Consider the following 14,929-nt stretch of genomic DNA (forward strand, 5'->3'; position numbering starts at 1 on the left):
AAAACAGCAATATTATTAAATGATAAATTTGTTGAGTTCATCGGTTATAAAGCGTAAATTGTGTCGCTATGTATTCTAACTTAATTTGGTGTTTTTTCATGCTATTTTTATTATAGGCAGATAAGCTAACTTTATAATATGACGCTAAAACCTGACATCTTTAACCTCCCTGTCACTGCGCTTGCTGGCGTGGGTAGCAAAATCGCTGAACAGCTTAACCAACTTGGTATTGAGCGCGTGTTTGATTTGTTGCTACATTTGCCGCGTGATTATGAAGATCGCAGCCGACTGGTCAACATGTGTGATGTCGTCGATGGACAATCGGCATTGCTACAAGGCACCGTTGTCCGCGTCGACAACAAAAAGATGGGCCTCAGCGTGACATTGCAAGATAGGACAGCGCAAACAACATTACGCTTTTTCAAAGTCTATCGTGGACTGACCGAAACCATGGCGGTGGGCAATACCTTGCGTGTCTTTGGTGAAATCAGTATCAGTAAGTATGGCACCCAAATCAGCCACCCTGAATATGAAATTATTACTGGACATCAACCCTTGACTAATACAGGGCTGATACCTGTTTATCCAACGGTCAAAAACTTGCATCAAAATAAACTGCGTAGCTTGATTCGACTTGCGCTGCAGACGGTTAAACAAGCCGATCCTGTGATGGCTACTATCAGTGATGCTGAGTGGCAAATCGTACAAAGTGCGCTGAGCCAACAGTTTCCGTTACTGGCAGGTAGCCACAACCCATTTGGGGAATTTAGCTTACTAGAAGCCATTAGCTTTATCCATCAGCCACCGATTTATACCGATTTGAACAAGCAAATTTTGGTATTAGAGGCGTTAAAAAATCGCAGTCATCCGACGTGTCAGCGGCTCATTATCGAAGAAATGCTCGCGCACCAGCTGAGTCTACTGTACCGCAAACAACAACTTTATCAGCACAAAGCACCGCGCTGCGATGCCACAAGCGCGCTTGCCAATCGGCTGTTAGCCAATTTACCTTTTACCCCGACCCATGCCCAAAATCGGGTCGTGGCGGAAATCGTCAAAGATTTGTCAACGTCAGTGCCCATGCTGCGACTCGTGCAAGGCGATGTTGGTGCAGGCAAAACCTTGGTGGCAGCTTTGGCGGCGTGCTATGCGCTTGATAGCGGCTGGCAAGTGGCGGTAATGGCACCGACAGAGATTTTGGCGGAGCAACATCTTAATAACTTTAAAAACTGGTTTGAACCGCTTGGCATCGGTGTGGGTTGGCTGGCGGGCAAACAAACAGCCAAAGCGCGTGAAAAAGCCTTGCAACAAGTACAAGACAACGAGGTGCAAATCGTGGTCGGTACGCATGCGCTATTTCAAGAACATGTCAGTTTTGCCAAGTTGGGCTTGGTGATTATCGATGAGCAGCACCGTTTTGGGGTGGAGCAGCGAATGGCACTGGTCGATAAAGGCTTGGCGCATACCACACCGCATCAGCTGATTATGACAGCTACACCCATACCGCGTACCCTTGCCATGAGTGCATTTGGTGATATGGATACGTCCATTATTGATGAACTGCCGCCCAACCGTACCCCCATCACCACCGTCACCATAAGCCGTGACCGACGTGATGAAGTGATTGAGCGTATCGCTGCCAACTGCGAGCAAGGCAAACAAGCTTACTGGGTGTGCCCACTGGTCGAAGAGTCAACCATGCTTGATGCGCAAGCCGCTGAAGCGACTTATGCCGATTTGAATGACAGGCTCAATCTGAACATTGGTTTGGTGCATGGCAAAATGAAACCGAATGACAAACAAGCGGTCATGGCGGATTTTAAAGCGGGTAAAACCGCTTTGCTAGTGGCTACCACCGTGATTGAAGTCGGGGTCGATGTGCCCAATGCTTCGCTGATGGTGATTGAAAATGCTGAGCGATTAGGGTTATCGCAATTGCACCAACTACGCGGACGCGTGGGGCGTGGCACCCAAAAAAGCTTTTGCGTATTGCTTTATCAAACGCCACTGTCAGAAACGGGTATCGAGCGGCTCAATGTGCTGCGAGATAGCAATGATGGCTTTGTGATTGCGCAAAAAGATTTGGAACTACGCGGTGCAGGCGAGCTTTTGGGTAAACGGCAGACAGGGTTTGATAGCTACTATGTCAGTGACCTAGCGAGGGATGAAAGCTTGCTAATCGTGGCGCAAGCGATTGCTAAATGCCTAATTGCTGATGAAAATCGCAAATCACAAGTGCAGCAATATATCAGTCATTGGACACCCGATGCCATCAAATACATTAACGCATGATAGCCCATAGTAGAGGCTTAAATTCTGATAGAGCGCTATTTTTACAGATAAAGCGCCTATTCACATCTGCAATTTTTTGTTATTTTATGCCATATGACTGATGGATGAATGGACACTTGCATGGCTATTGGTTTTAGTTGATTTTTTATACATGGGGCAATATCACAGTTATTAATTTAGAATTATCAATATTTTAAGGATATATGTTATGCCACAAACCAAATATGATGTACCTATCGCAGACAAAGCGCATGCGGATGAAATCATCAAAAAAACCGAAGACATCAAAGGGGTCAAGTTTGTCAATGTTAACCCTAATGGTACCATCGTTGTGACCCATGGTGACGATTTTGATGAGGCTGCATTTAAAGCGGCTGCAGGTATTTAGCTACTATTCTTGATAAGCGACTAGGTTTTATGCCTAGTTTCATTAAAGCTGACTTCGGTCAGCTTTTTTATTGGCTAAAATTTGCCGTAAATTGTTCATTCAATCGTCATACGGTTGTCACCTTCGTCAGCTAATGTTTCCTAGCGATAGCGTATCTTTTTATTACAATTTGACTTATCACAATTTGACTTTTCATATTGTGGCTTTGCCTAACCTTGAGGAAATCCCATGACTGACCAACCCGCTGAGCAAACTTCTCCTATCCACAATTTGATTAAAGACACCCAGCCATCAACCCCAAGTATCAACCGTCGCCGTTTTTTACAATCAACATCGCTTGCGACTGTCGCAGGTGCATCGATGATGCTAGCGGGCTGTAATAATGACAACGATGATAATGATAACACAGCGCAGGTTAGCTTTTTACATGGCGTGGCCAGTGGCGACCCGCTTGCTGACAAAGTGATTTTATGGACTCGCGTGACACCGGTGAGCAGTGGCAGCAGCCTTGATGTCGATTGGCAAATTGCCAGTGATAATACGTTTAACACCATCATCAATAAAGGCACGAGCAAAACAAACGGTGGGCAAGATTATACGGTCAAGGTGGATGCCACGGGTTTACAGCCAAACACCCCTTACTTTTATCGATTTATATGTGGTGGTGTCACCAGTCCGATTGGCAAAACCAAAACCCTACCTGTCACGAATGTCAATCAAGTGAAACTTGCGGTGGTGAGCTGTTCAAACTATCCTGCAGGGTATTTTCATGCGTATGCCGATATTGCCAAGCGCAGCGACGTTGATGTGCTGCTGCATTTAGGCGATTATATCTACGAATATGGTCGTCATACCATCGATGACCAAGGTAAAACGGTACCTGCCTATGCTTCAAGCCAGGCCGCACAGCTCAAGCGCGAAGTCATCCCAGTTGAGGAGTTACTCACCATTACTGGCTATCGCTTGCGCTATGCCCAATATCGTACCGATAAAGATTTGCAAGCGGTACATGCCGCCATGCCAATGATTGCGGTGTGGGACGACCACGAGATTAGTAATGACACCTACAAAGAAGGTGCCGAAAATCACCAATCTAATGAAGGCGACTGGAATCAGCGCAAGATGGACGCGATGAAAGCCTATCATGAATGGATGCCCACGCGTAATAGTGTGATGACGCAAATTTATCGTAGTTTTGATTTTGGTAATTTACTCAGTCTACATATGCTAGACACCCGTGTCATTGCCCGGGACAAACAGCTAGATTACAATAAATTTTTAATTAAAGACGCCAATGGTCAGCTCACTTTAGATAGCGCAAAATTCACCGCAGCAATGCAAGATACCAGCCGCCAAATGATCGGTTTGCCACAACAAAACTGGCTAGCAGGTCAATTGCAAGCGTCAAAGTCGACTTGGCAAATTTTGGGTCAGCAAGTGGTGATGGGGCAGATGTTTATTCCTGCACCCGTACTGCTCAATTTTATGAATCCTGCCTTGGGCGTAGATGCCGTCACTTATCTGACCCTAATGCAAAAAGCGCAGACCGCCCCCACGACCTTGACGCCGCAAGAGCAGAGTATGGTACAACAGTTGCAGCAAGCCCCATTCATCCCTTATAACCTGGATGCGTGGGATGGTTATTCGGTGGCACGCGAGATGATTTATGGTATTGCCAACGCGATGCAAAAAAACTTAGTGGTATTGGCAGGCGATACCCATAACGCTTGGGCGAATAATCTAGTCAATGTCAAAGGCGAACCCGTTGGGGTGGAGTTTGCGGTACAGTCAGTGACATCGCCAGGTTTTGAAGAATACTTAGCAACAGTTGACCCAAAACAGTTAGCACTGGGGTTACCTATGCTGGTCAAAGGTGGTACGTTAAAATGGTGTGACACCTCTCAGCGCGGTTATATGATTGTGACAGTGACCCCTGAGCAATGCACCAGCGAGTGGGTATTTGTCAGCGATATCACCAAGCCCACTTATTCAAGTAGTGTTGGTAAAACCATGCGTGTCAAAGTGGGTGAGCCTTATTTGGTTTAAACAACTTTGACAAAACCCAATAAAAAAGCCGCTAACGTTAGCGGCTTTTTTTTGATACATCATTACATATTTGGGTAGTTTGGACCACCACCGCCTTCTGGCGTGACCCACGTGATGTTTTGTGAGGGGTCTTTGATATCACAAGTTTTACAGTGCACACAGTTTTGTGAGTTGATGACAAATTTTGCGCCGCTGTCACTTTGTACCACTTCATATACCCCTGCTGGGCAGTAACGCTGGGCAGGCTCAGCAAAGATTTTGAGGTTACGCTTAATTGGCACGTCTGGATCGGTTAATTTTAGGTGACAAGGTTGATCTTCAGCGTGGTTGGTATTGGAGATAAACACGGAAGATAATTTATCAAAGGTCAGCTTACCATCGGGCTTTGGATACTCAGGGATATAAGCGTGGTCTGCGCGCTCAAGCACATCGTAGTCTGGCATTCTGTCACGAATAGTCAGAGGCATTTTACCCTTAAATATATTTTGCTCTAGGAAGTTGAAGGCACCGCCCATCCAGATACCCATGCGGTGCATCGCATTTGCGAAGTTACGCGCTTGGTACATGTCGTTGTAGAGCCATGATGCTTTGAATTTTTGCTCATAGGTTGGCACTTCGTCATGTTGACGACCAGCCGCAATCGCTTCATACACGGCTTCAGCGGCTAACATACCTGATTTGATGGCGGTATGAGTACCTTTGATTTTTGCTGGGTTTAGGAAACCTGCATCGTCACCCACTAATACACCACCGGCAAAATACAGTTTTGGTAATGAGTTTAAACCACCTTTGGTCAAGGCACGCGCACCGTAAGATAAGCGTTTACCGCCTTCTAAAATATTGCGAATGAGCGGGTGGGTTTTTAAGCGTTGTAACTCATCAAATGGCGATAGGTAAGGGTTGTGATAAGACAAGTCAATCACCATACCAAATGACACTTGGTTGTTTTCATCAAAGTATAACCACCAACCACCGTTACTATGCGTCTCGCTAAGTGGCCAACCTGAACCGTGCAGCACCATGCCTTCTTGGTGTTTGGCAGGGTCAATTTCCCAAAGCTCTTTTAAGCCAATACCGTAGTGCTGCGGGTCTTTGCCTTCTGATAGGTTAAAACGGCTGATTAAGCGTTTACCTAAGTGACCACGGCAACCTTCAGCAAAAATGGTGTATTTCGCCAGTAGCTCATAGCCTGGCTCATAGCCTGATTTTGGTTGACCTTCGGCATTGACGCCCATGTCACCCGTCAATACGCCACGAACAGAACCATCTTCGTTATAGAGAATTTCAGCGGCAGAAAAACCTGGGAACATCATCACTTCAAGCTCTTCGGCTTGGGTGGCTAACCAACGTACAAGGTTACCCAACGAGATAATGTAGTTGCCGTGGTTGTGCATCAAGCTTGGGACGATTTTTTCTGGCAATTCGCGGTATTTGGTCTCATTTTTGAGCATGTAGACGCGGTCACCTTTGGTTTGCACGCGAACGGGCGCACCTTTTTCTTTCCAATCAGGAATCAGTTCAGTCAGTGCGTTAGGCTCCATAACCGCACCTGATAAGATATGGGCACCAAATTCTGACCCTTTTTCAACGATACACACGCTAAAATCAGGATTGCCAGCAGCAATGGCAAGTTGACGTAGACGAATTGCCGCAGATAGACCTGAAGGTCCGCCACCTACGATAACTACGTCAAACTCCATTTGCTCGCGTTCGATGTCTTGCATACAAACTCCTTAGAAAAATAAAATTCAGTGATGATAACTTGCTTAACCTTGTGTGCATTGTTTAATCCAATGCGCTTCTTCAGCTTACATCTGACAATACACATAAGTTGCATCACGATGATTTTTGCAAGGCTAGTGATTGGGAAGGTTAGCCTTTGATTATCAGTTCATCAAATAATTGCTGGCACAGGCTGGCAATGTTATCAATGGTTTTCTTGATTTTAACATATAATGAATCGTTATATGAATTCAGAAAAAATACTACTTAGTATAATAGATTAACCGTTTAACCACCTAATAATTTTGCAGGAGAAAATGACTGCCGGGCTTAATTTATCGCATCCAATTTGGCTTGTCTTATGCTATCTGTCACCTTTATATACAATAAATCGACACAGGTACTAACAGCGACTATTTGAAACCCAGCGTTGAATTGACTACTATGTACCACAAAGTGATGTCAACACAGCGCATCATGGCATTCATAAACCCATACAATACTCTAAATCCTAATCTAAATAAAAACTACCATAATACGAGCTATAAAATGACTAATACTGATACTAATAATGTAGCATCTAAACCCAATTTTGATAATAGCTTTGATATAGGCGAGCTAAGCCAACAAATCGAGCAATCGGTCGCTTCGCAAGCAGTAGCAACCGCAAACCATCCGACACGCCAAATTCCACCGCTTGAAAAATGGCAACCCAAACTCAGCGGTGCGATGGATATGGTGGTCAAAGCCAATGGCGAGTGGTGGCATGAAGGCAGTCAAATCACCCGTCCACTGCTCATTGATCTGTTTGCCAAAGTGTTATGGTCAGAGGTTGATGACAACCACCACGTTCAGTATTTTTTAAAAACCCCTGTTGAGAAATGGCAAATTCAAGTAGAAGACGCGCCACTGCTAGTCAATCAAGTGGACGTCATTAACGAGCAATTTGGTGGTACTAGCAAACCTGTGTTGCAGTTCACCACCACGCAAGGCGATGTGGTGATTGCTGACGAGCAGCATCCGATTTGCTTGGGTCTGCCATTTACCCATGCTAGCCAGCATGATGCTGGCTTACAGCAAAAACAAGCCAGCCAGCCTTATCTGTTGGTGCGCCAAAACGGTGACTCAGCATTATACGCACTCATTCATCGCAATGTGTTTTACCATTTGATTAAGTTGGGTGAGTTGGCAGAGGGTGAAGAGGGGACGTCATTGATTTTGCACAGTGGTGATAGCACTTTTACCTTGACGATGACCCTCTAACCAGCCGCTTTAGCCAAATTTTGATAGCTTGTGAACCAGCAAGGTGACGAATTTGCTGTCAAATTCGGCAACTGCATTTTTTTGTAGTGAGCGTCTAAAAATTGGTATAAGATAGTGGTCTATTTTATGGGTACAGTTATTTTGCGGTTTAAAATAGCAACACCCTGCGAGTTGGACTGATTAGGCTATGGTAGATTTGGCAAGCGCGCCGATAGGCGTATTTGATTCTGGGTTGGGCGGATTGTCGGTATTGACCCATTTGCAGCGACGCTTGCCATTTGAACGTTATATCTATCTTGCCGATACCCTGCATGTACCCTATGGCTCACGCAGTGAAGTACAGATTCGTGAACTTACCTTGCAGGCCGTGGCATGGCTACATTCGCAAGGCTGTAAACTTATTGTGATAGCTTGCAATAGTGCCTCTGCGCATGGATTACAGGCGGCAAGGCGGCAGTATCCTCAAGTGCCGATTGTCGGCTTAGTCCCCGCATTAAAACCTGCGGTGATGCAGTCGGTCACCAAGCAAGTTGCGGTGTTGGCAACCCCAGCGACCTTGCACGGATATTTACTCAATGAAGTCATTGAACAAGTCGCCAAACCGCAGCAAGTGACTGTCCACAAATATAGCTTTAACAGCCTAGTGCCTTGGGTAGAATTGGGTATGCCAAGCCATCACCCAGCCGTGACTGATTTAGATCACTTGCTAAGTGAGTTACAGGCTAAAAAGGTAGACCAATTGGTACTGGGCTGTACCCATTTTCCTTTTTTTAAAGTCTATTTGGCACAGCGTATCGATGAGCTTATAACCCATCAAGGTATGGGGCAAGTGGCATTGATTGATTCGGGGGATGCCATTGCCAAACGGGTGCATGATTTGCTTGAGCAAGCCCATCAGCTTGCCTCTCATAAAGAGCGACCACGGTTACAGTTTTATGCCACTGCCAACTTACCCACTACTGAGCAGACGGCAACGCGTTTGTTGCAGCGGTTTTTGCCAGAGTTGGGGATTGATTTTTTTACCTTGTGTGTGACTCAACATGGTGCAGTGTATTGAGCTTGTTGGTTAGTCAGCATGGCTTTTTACCCTTTTAGTTTTTAACGATTTAGCTTTTAACGATTGAGCTTTTAATCCTTTATTTTTTTTAATTAATTGCGTTCATTAGAGCGTTATGGAGAAGATAGCATGTCTCAAAAGAAACGTTATCATATTCATATCTCTTTGGTGAGAAATGAAAATCTCTACCTAGAGAACGCGCTAGAGTACGCGTTATCGACGGATTATTTTTTGACTTGGGATTTGCTTGCCACCAATACCAATTTTGTTGAGTACAGCCGCCAACAAATCGACCAATGCGATTATATGATTTTTATTTTGGGCAATGATTACGGTCATTTAAGCCTATCTGGTGTCAGTTATCTGCACTTATCTTATATCTATGCGTCTTCAAAACGCGTCCCGATGATTGCGCTAGTCAATACCCAGCTGAACCAAAATGAGCTATTACGCCAACGGTTGGATTTGTTTAATTTGGTGATTAAAGAACAGGGTTTGCGGGTAATTCACTTCGGTCAGACCCATGATGGCGTGTCAGACTGTGTGCGTATGCTTGGGGAAATCAAAGAGAAATTTCCGCGATTAGGTTGGGTCAAAGACACCCGTTCATTGAGCACGCTACCGGCAGCTGCTAGTGGCGATTTAAAGTCGATGTTTGTCTCGGATAGATTTCATATCCGTAATGGCGTGCAACCCGCCTTAACTGATAGCAGTCTAGATGGCACTCAACAGTCCCCTGAAGCTGAAGCCAGACCGACCCAGGTTACGCCAAAAGAGCTCAATGAGGCGTTATTGGTCAACTATACTGCACACGCGTTTGAAGGCGGCAATTTGCAAGAAATCAGCGCAACTTACACCTTTAGCTGGGGTAATATTGTGCAAACGCTACAAGCATTACCACAGCCCTTTACCAGTAATATGATGTTGACCCAAATTAATGATTCCCTCAAAGATGCTGCAATGGCAGAAGCGCTCAAAATCTCACCCAATATCCATGCGGTCTCGCGCTGTCAAATCAGTAGTATCGATTATCAATGGATAAAAAGCCAACTGGTGAAAAAACGATGGTTGTTCTCGGTCAAAGAAGAGCGAAGTATCCGCGAGCTGTGGCAGATTAACATCATTGTACACGCCTAATCGGCCGTTTCTAACACGCATTTTTTATGGTTTTATGCGCGTTTTATCCCAGCATTTTATACCAGCTTTGACCAAACCATGATTTACTCATGTCATGACAATATTATACAGACCTGCTATCTAGCGTCACATTTGTTTGTGTTATGATAATCTCACAACATACATAACGATAACATTGAGAATAAAAGAGGATAAAATTATGAGCAATCATGTGACCCAACAAGCGGACGATCTTGAAAACAACATCAACCAACTTGAAGATACCATGCACGAAGCGCAGCAGTTTCGCACCCTCGAAGAGCAAGTCGAAGACATGAAACGCCGTGGCATCAACCCACGCGATAACTTCAAAAAATGGGATGAAGACGAAGAGGACAATTGGGGCAGCAATTCAAAAGGCGAAGTCAAACCGATCCAAATGGATGATGGTGAAGAGCCCACCCCGCCACCTTTTGTATAAGGTTGTCCCATGTGGGGATATTAACAAAACCCTGTCACTATCAACAAAAAACCCTTAATCTCAGCATTAAGGGTTTTTTATTGGGTAATGAAAAATTGATGAACATTGTAGATGACTACGGCTTAAATAACTCAGGTTTAAATCATTTAAGGTTTAATGCCTAACACTGAAACACTAAGGTTTCAATGACTAGGGCGTTGTCACCCCACCTTGCCCATTGTCGATACGATAGTAACTCGTGCGCCCATTGGCGTCGCGTATCACTTTAGTCGGCGTGGCAGTAATCGTTGAATTCGGTACAGACTGGTATCGAACGGGCGTTTGGGTCGGGTATTGGGTTGGATACTGAGCATTGCCTGTTGGCTGAGTCATTAGCATACGGTAGAGTTTCATACCCGCACGACCATCAGGGTTGACACCTTGCTGCCGCTGAAAGTCTTGAATCGCATAGCGCGTTTTATCGCCAATCATGCCGTCAGCTTGACCAATATCATAACCACGATTAAGCAGTGCTTGCTGAATTTCACGGGCTTGACGGCGACTAATACCGGCATCATCCGTGGGCCAAGGCGTGACAAAGCCGACATTGCTAGTACGGTTTTGGCTAATCATATCGGACAAATGCGCAATCGCTAGCGCGTAGTTCTCTGACGCATTGTAACTATAAAACGCATCGAAGTTTTTACCCACTAAGAACGCAGGGCCTTTAATACCTGCCGGTAATAGCAAACCTGCACTATCAAGGCTAAAGGGTAGCGGCTGACCATTAGCAAGGGTCAGACCTTGGCTGCGCCAGTAGCTCATCGGTTTTTTGGCTTTGCGGTTGCTATCTGCCCAAAACCCTGCGGGCAGCTTGACCTCAAATCCCCAAGGCTCGCCCGTGCGATAACCGGCTTTATCCAAGAAATTGGCCGTTGACGCGAGCGCATCAGCTTGGCTGTTGACCAAATCTTTACGTCCATCGCCATCAAAATCTTGCGCCAAGCGTAAAAAGGTACTTGGCATAAACTGGGTTTGCCCAAACGCCCCTGCCCATGAGCCAGTCATATCATCACGGCGGATGTCACCATTTTGTAAGATACGCAGCGCGTTGGCGTATTCCGTGCGAAAGTACGACTGACGACGGTCAAAGCAAGACAAGGTCGCTAATGACTGGATTAAGTCTTTTTTACCCAGCTGCTTACCAAAGTTCGACTCTACTCCCCAGACGCCCAGTACATCCGTTCCTTTCACGCCGTAGCGCTGCTCGATACGGTTTAGCGTGCTTTGCAGTTGGTTTTTGGCATTGATACCGTCTTGCACACGTTCTTCATCGACCAGACCTGAGAGATAGTCCCACACTTCTTTTTGAAACTCAGGTTGATAGTTGAGTGAGACAATCACGCTAGGGTCAGGCTCACTTGGGCGATATTGTTCTAAAGTGCTGGCTACACCGCGAAAGGTGCTGCTATTTTTGAGATTGGATAAACACTGTTGAAATTGGGCATTGCTAAGATTAGGCGGTGTCGGTGCGGCATTGGCTTGGCTAATCATTGCCACGCCTGCCAGCGCCATAAAAATCGGAAGTAAACGCATAACAAACCTTGAATAGTGACAGAAAAAACATCAACAAACGGGGTGAATTTTGACTAATTCAAGGGTATAAAAAAAGCTTGCTTAGTGAAAGGAGTAAATGCATTTAATTACATTTTTTCACATTGGGTGATAAAGCGTTAATTTTTGCACTTCTATGGTAAGTCCAATTATTTAACGCGAAAAAATTGGGCATTAACGCGGTAAAGCCCAATTTTGGAAAGACTAATAAGTATCAATAAAATCACAATACGCGTTATTGTTCGATCATAAAACCACTAAAATATTGTTTAAGCTTAGCAAGCTTGGGCGGAATCACAAAGTTGCAATAGCTTTGGGTCGGGTTGTTGGCGTAATAATCTTGGTGGTAGTCTTCGGCAACGAAAAACTGCGCAGCAGGGTGAACTTCGGTCACCACTTTGATGCCTTGCTCATCACGAAGCTCACCAATCACACGGTCAATGGTCGGTTTTTGCTGTGCTTCATCGGTGTAAAACACCACAGAGGCATATTGTCTGCCGACATCATTACCTTGACGGTCTTGTGTCGTTGGATCATGGGTGGCAAAGAAAATATCCAATACCGTCTCAAGCGGAATAATGGTCTCATCAAAATCGACTTTAATCACTTCGATATGACCGGTATCGCCGCCACAGACGGCTTTGTAGTTGGCGGTTACTTCATCACCGCCCATATACCCTGATGTGACATCGGTCACACCTTTGACATGGCTAAATACTGATTCGGTACACCAAAAACAGCCACCGCCTAAAATAATCGTTTGCATACTAATACCTTTTTATGGTTATCTCATTGGTTTTATATAAGGGTTAAAATAAATTATTAAAAGTAAAACGGGTGAAAATGTTAGAATAGCAAAGTTTACTCGCCATTCAAGTTAGGCAATGTAAACCAAGTTTCCGCTATCTAAAAACCTGACAGTTTAAGCGTTCCTTAAGCGTTTCCTCATTGAAGCGAGCATAAAACTGTCAGCGATACTAAGTCAGCGATACTGAGTCTTAGTAACGCTCAATCAGCCATAGTGAGTCAGCCGCATGAGTCAGCCCCAAGCCAAACCACCCCACGATACTTTATTTACCACGCCGCTAGATGCCAATGCGCGGTTTAGCTTTGATGAGCAAGTGGTGGCTTGTTTTCCCGATATGATTCGCCGCAGTGTGCCTGGGTATGGGCAGATGCTCGCCATGTTGCCGATTTTTGCCAAACGCCATTGCCAGTTTCGCCAAACCAATAGCGACGGCAATAAAGTCAGCCGCGTCTATGACTTGGGCTGTTCACTCGGGGCGGTGAGTTTTGCGCTCGCAGGCGAGTTTGCGCCGCAAGATTTGCAAATCAAAGCCATTGATATCTCAGAGCCGATGATCGCCAAAGCGCAAAGTGTACTGATGCAGCATTATCCTGAGCATGATATTGAGCTGATTTGCGCTGATGTGTGTGAGGTAGCGTTTGAGCGGTGCGATATGATTGTGCTTAATTTAACCTTGCAGTTTTTATCTCCTGACAAGCGCGAGCAGTTACTCAAACGCTGTTATGATGCGTTGGTTGAAGGCGGTATTTTGATTTTGACCGAAAAAACCCATTTGCTCGATGAAGCGGACGATGCCTGGCGCGTTGAGCGGTATTATGATTTTAAACGCGCCAATGGCTATAGTGAGATGGAAATCAGTGGTAAACGCAATGCACTGGAGAATGTACTTATCACCGATACCCTCGATTTTCATCATCAGCGTTTAGCAACGGTGGGGTTTGACCGCCATTTGACGTGGTTTCAGTTTTTAAACTTTGCGTCGATTATTGCGTTTAAGTGATGATTGCCCTTAAACAATGAAAACCTGTCAATCCTAAAAGAGTCAACCATGAATGCTACCATCAAAACTGCCGAAACCGACGTCTATCTTACCTTGCTGCAATTGGCGGAAAAATACCCAGTTGCCAATGAATGGCTTGCCCAGTTGCCTAATTGGCTGGCTACCATCAAAGACAAATCACGCTACGCCCATGCGCCATTTTATCAATCGCTCATTGAGCGCTTGCCCGTAGTTGACAACGCGCAAGTAGAGTTGAATCAACCCTGTATCACCGCAGCATTTGATTGGCAAGAGAATGAATACAAGCAAACCCATGCGCTACTCAAACGTTTGATGCCGTGGCGCAAAGGCGGTTTTTTACTGGGTCGAGATGACCTGCAAATCCATATTGATACCGAATGGCGCAGTGACTGGAAATGGGATAGGGTACTGCCGCATATCAGCCCACTTTACGGCAAACGCGTGCTAGACGTGGGTGGCGGTTCGGGTTATCACGGCTGGCGTATGGCGGGCGCAGGGGCAAGCACGGTGATTGTGATTGACCCATCGTGTCTGTTTTATCACCAGTTTATGGCGATTCGGCATTTCGTCAGAGACGCTGACCGTAACGATTTTGGACGCAACAGGGTGCACTATGTGCCCGTACCGCTTGAAGCTTTGCCCAATCCTAGCTTGACTAGCGGGCAAGCAGGGCTGTTTCATACCGTGTTTAGTATGGGCGTGCTATATCACCGCGCATCACCGTTTGAGCATCTTGAGCAACTATACAATCAGCTAGCAAAAGGCGGAGAATTGGTACTAGAAACCCTGGTGATTGAAGGGGATGCAACATCCGTGCTAGTGCCAAGTGAGCGTTATGCACAGATGAATAACGTGTATTTTATTCCATCGGTTGCGGCACTGTCGCTATGGCTATACAAAGTAGGCTTTGTGGCGGTGCGCTGTGTCGATGTGGATGTGACATCGACGGATGAACAACGCAAAACCGACTGGATGGATTATCAATCTTTAAGCGATTTTCTTGACCCCAATGATAGCAGCAAAACCATCGAGGGCTATCAACGCCCGACCCGTGCAGTGATGATAGCCAAACGACCGTAACGGTACATGAACAAGTAACAAGGGTAATGCAGTTTGAGGTAATGGCGTTTTAGGCTAGTAAG

The 14,929-nt window shown here is 45.5% G+C and carries 12 protein-coding genes; 9 read left to right on the forward strand and 3 right to left on the reverse strand.

Going from position 1 to position 14,929, the window contains the following annotated elements; genetic code table 11:
• Positions 1 to 138 precede the first annotated feature (138 nt).
• The 3 genes from recG (at position 139) to H9W84_RS00895 (ending at position 4,726) form a co-directional block, all read left to right on the forward strand.
• On the forward strand, positions 139 to 2,292 hold the full coding sequence (gene recG / locus H9W84_RS00885; protein WP_239741292.1) for an ATP-dependent DNA helicase RecG: 2,154 nt from the start codon (positions 139 to 141) through the stop codon (positions 2,290 to 2,292).
• A 208-nt stretch (positions 2,293 to 2,500) separates the two neighbouring features.
• Positions 2,501 to 2,680, forward strand: a complete 180-nt coding sequence (locus H9W84_RS00890) for a hypothetical protein (RefSeq protein WP_095356461.1) — start codon at positions 2,501 to 2,503, stop codon at positions 2,678 to 2,680.
• A gap of 228 nt (positions 2,681 to 2,908) precedes the next feature.
• Positions 2,909 to 4,726 (forward strand): alkaline phosphatase D family protein, encoded by a 1,818-nt coding sequence (locus tag H9W84_RS00895; protein WP_239741294.1) that lies wholly within the window; start codon positions 2,909 to 2,911, stop codon positions 4,724 to 4,726.
• Between the two features lie 62 nt (positions 4,727 to 4,788).
• Here the strand turns inward: H9W84_RS00895 and H9W84_RS00900 are convergent, their stop codons facing one another.
• The gene (locus H9W84_RS00900) at positions 4,789 to 6,450 is read right to left on the reverse strand and encodes an electron transfer flavoprotein-ubiquinone oxidoreductase (protein WP_050325177.1); all 1,662 of its coding nucleotides are present in this window, start codon (positions 6,448 to 6,450) and stop codon (positions 4,789 to 4,791) included.
• Positions 6,451 to 6,997: 547 nt separating this feature from the next.
• On the opposite strand from H9W84_RS00900, the gene H9W84_RS00905 reads away from it, so the two are divergent.
• The 4 genes from H9W84_RS00905 to H9W84_RS00920 all read left to right on the forward strand — a co-directional run bounded on the left by H9W84_RS00905 (position 6,998) and on the right by H9W84_RS00920 (position 10,365).
• Complete coding sequence (locus tag H9W84_RS00905; RefSeq protein ID WP_239741296.1) at positions 6,998 to 7,711, forward strand: DUF1285 domain-containing protein; 714 nt, start codon at positions 6,998 to 7,000, stop codon at positions 7,709 to 7,711.
• Positions 7,712 to 7,898: 187 nt separating this feature from the next.
• On the forward strand, positions 7,899 to 8,768 hold the full coding sequence (murI, locus tag H9W84_RS00910) for a glutamate racemase (protein ID WP_239741297.1): 870 nt from the start codon (positions 7,899 to 7,901) through the stop codon (positions 8,766 to 8,768).
• A gap of 129 nt (positions 8,769 to 8,897) precedes the next feature.
• Positions 8,898 to 9,905 (forward strand): DUF4062 domain-containing protein, encoded by a 1,008-nt coding sequence (locus tag H9W84_RS00915; RefSeq protein ID WP_239741299.1) that lies wholly within the window; start codon positions 8,898 to 8,900, stop codon positions 9,903 to 9,905.
• A gap of 199 nt (positions 9,906 to 10,104) precedes the next feature.
• Positions 10,105 to 10,365, forward strand: a complete 261-nt coding sequence (locus H9W84_RS00920) for a hypothetical protein (RefSeq protein ID WP_099833334.1) — start codon at positions 10,105 to 10,107, stop codon at positions 10,363 to 10,365.
• Positions 10,366 to 10,554: 189 nt separating this feature from the next.
• Here H9W84_RS00920 and H9W84_RS00925 read toward each other — a convergent pair whose 3' ends face one another.
• Both H9W84_RS00925 and msrA read right to left on the reverse strand, forming a co-directional pair.
• The gene (locus tag H9W84_RS00925) at positions 10,555 to 11,940 is read right to left on the reverse strand and encodes a lytic murein transglycosylase (protein WP_239741301.1); all 1,386 of its coding nucleotides are present in this window, start codon (positions 11,938 to 11,940) and stop codon (positions 10,555 to 10,557) included.
• Between the two features lie 253 nt (positions 11,941 to 12,193).
• A complete protein-coding gene (gene msrA / locus H9W84_RS00930; RefSeq protein ID WP_065262829.1) occupies positions 12,194 to 12,724 on the reverse strand; it encodes a peptide-methionine (S)-S-oxide reductase MsrA in 531 nt (176 codons plus the stop codon).
• A gap of 268 nt (positions 12,725 to 12,992) precedes the next feature.
• Here msrA and cmoA point away from each other — a divergent pair, with 268 nt between their 5' ends.
• Positions 12,993 to 13,766, forward strand: coding sequence for a carboxy-S-adenosyl-L-methionine synthase CmoA (gene cmoA, locus H9W84_RS00935; RefSeq protein WP_050325184.1), 774 nt, complete (start codon positions 12,993 to 12,995; stop codon positions 13,764 to 13,766).
• A 48-nt stretch (positions 13,767 to 13,814) separates the two neighbouring features.
• Complete coding sequence (gene cmoB, locus H9W84_RS00940; RefSeq protein ID WP_239741303.1) at positions 13,815 to 14,867, forward strand: tRNA 5-methoxyuridine(34)/uridine 5-oxyacetic acid(34) synthase CmoB; 1,053 nt, start codon at positions 13,815 to 13,817, stop codon at positions 14,865 to 14,867.
• Positions 14,868 to 14,929: the final 62 nt, after the last annotated feature.

It is taken from the genome of Moraxella tetraodonis, from assembly GCF_022359095.1.
In the GTDB taxonomy this organism is placed as follows: Bacteria; Pseudomonadota; Gammaproteobacteria; order Pseudomonadales; family Moraxellaceae; genus Faucicola; species Faucicola tetraodonis.

Bases quoted from the DNA above. Each gene is read 5' to 3' on its own strand.
- H9W84_RS00925 (WP_239741301.1), bottom strand. From the start codon at position 11,940: ATGCGTTTACTTCCGATTTTTATGGCGCTGGCAGGCGTGGCAATGATT.
- H9W84_RS00890 (WP_095356461.1), top strand. From the start codon at position 2,501: ATGCCACAAACCAAATATGATGTACCTATCGCAGACAAAGCGCATGCG.
- H9W84_RS00905 (WP_239741296.1), top strand. From the start codon at position 6,998: ATGACTAATACTGATACTAATAATGTAGCATCTAAACCCAATTTTGAT.
- cmoA (WP_050325184.1), top strand. From the start codon at position 12,993: ATGAGTCAGCCCCAAGCCAAACCACCCCACGATACTTTATTTACCACG.
- msrA (WP_065262829.1), bottom strand. From the start codon at position 12,724: ATGCAAACGATTATTTTAGGCGGTGGCTGTTTTTGGTGTACCGAATCA.
- murI (WP_239741297.1), top strand. From the start codon at position 7,899: ATGGTAGATTTGGCAAGCGCGCCGATAGGCGTATTTGATTCTGGGTTG.
- recG (WP_239741292.1), top strand. From the start codon at position 139: ATGACGCTAAAACCTGACATCTTTAACCTCCCTGTCACTGCGCTTGCT.
- cmoB (WP_239741303.1), top strand. From the start codon at position 13,815: ATGAATGCTACCATCAAAACTGCCGAAACCGACGTCTATCTTACCTTG.
- H9W84_RS00895 (WP_239741294.1), top strand. From the start codon at position 2,909: ATGACTGACCAACCCGCTGAGCAAACTTCTCCTATCCACAATTTGATT.
- H9W84_RS00920 (WP_099833334.1), top strand. From the start codon at position 10,105: ATGAGCAATCATGTGACCCAACAAGCGGACGATCTTGAAAACAACATC.
- H9W84_RS00915 (WP_239741299.1), top strand. From the start codon at position 8,898: ATGTCTCAAAAGAAACGTTATCATATTCATATCTCTTTGGTGAGAAAT.
- H9W84_RS00900 (WP_050325177.1), bottom strand. From the start codon at position 6,450: ATGCAAGACATCGAACGCGAGCAAATGGAGTTTGACGTAGTTATCGTA.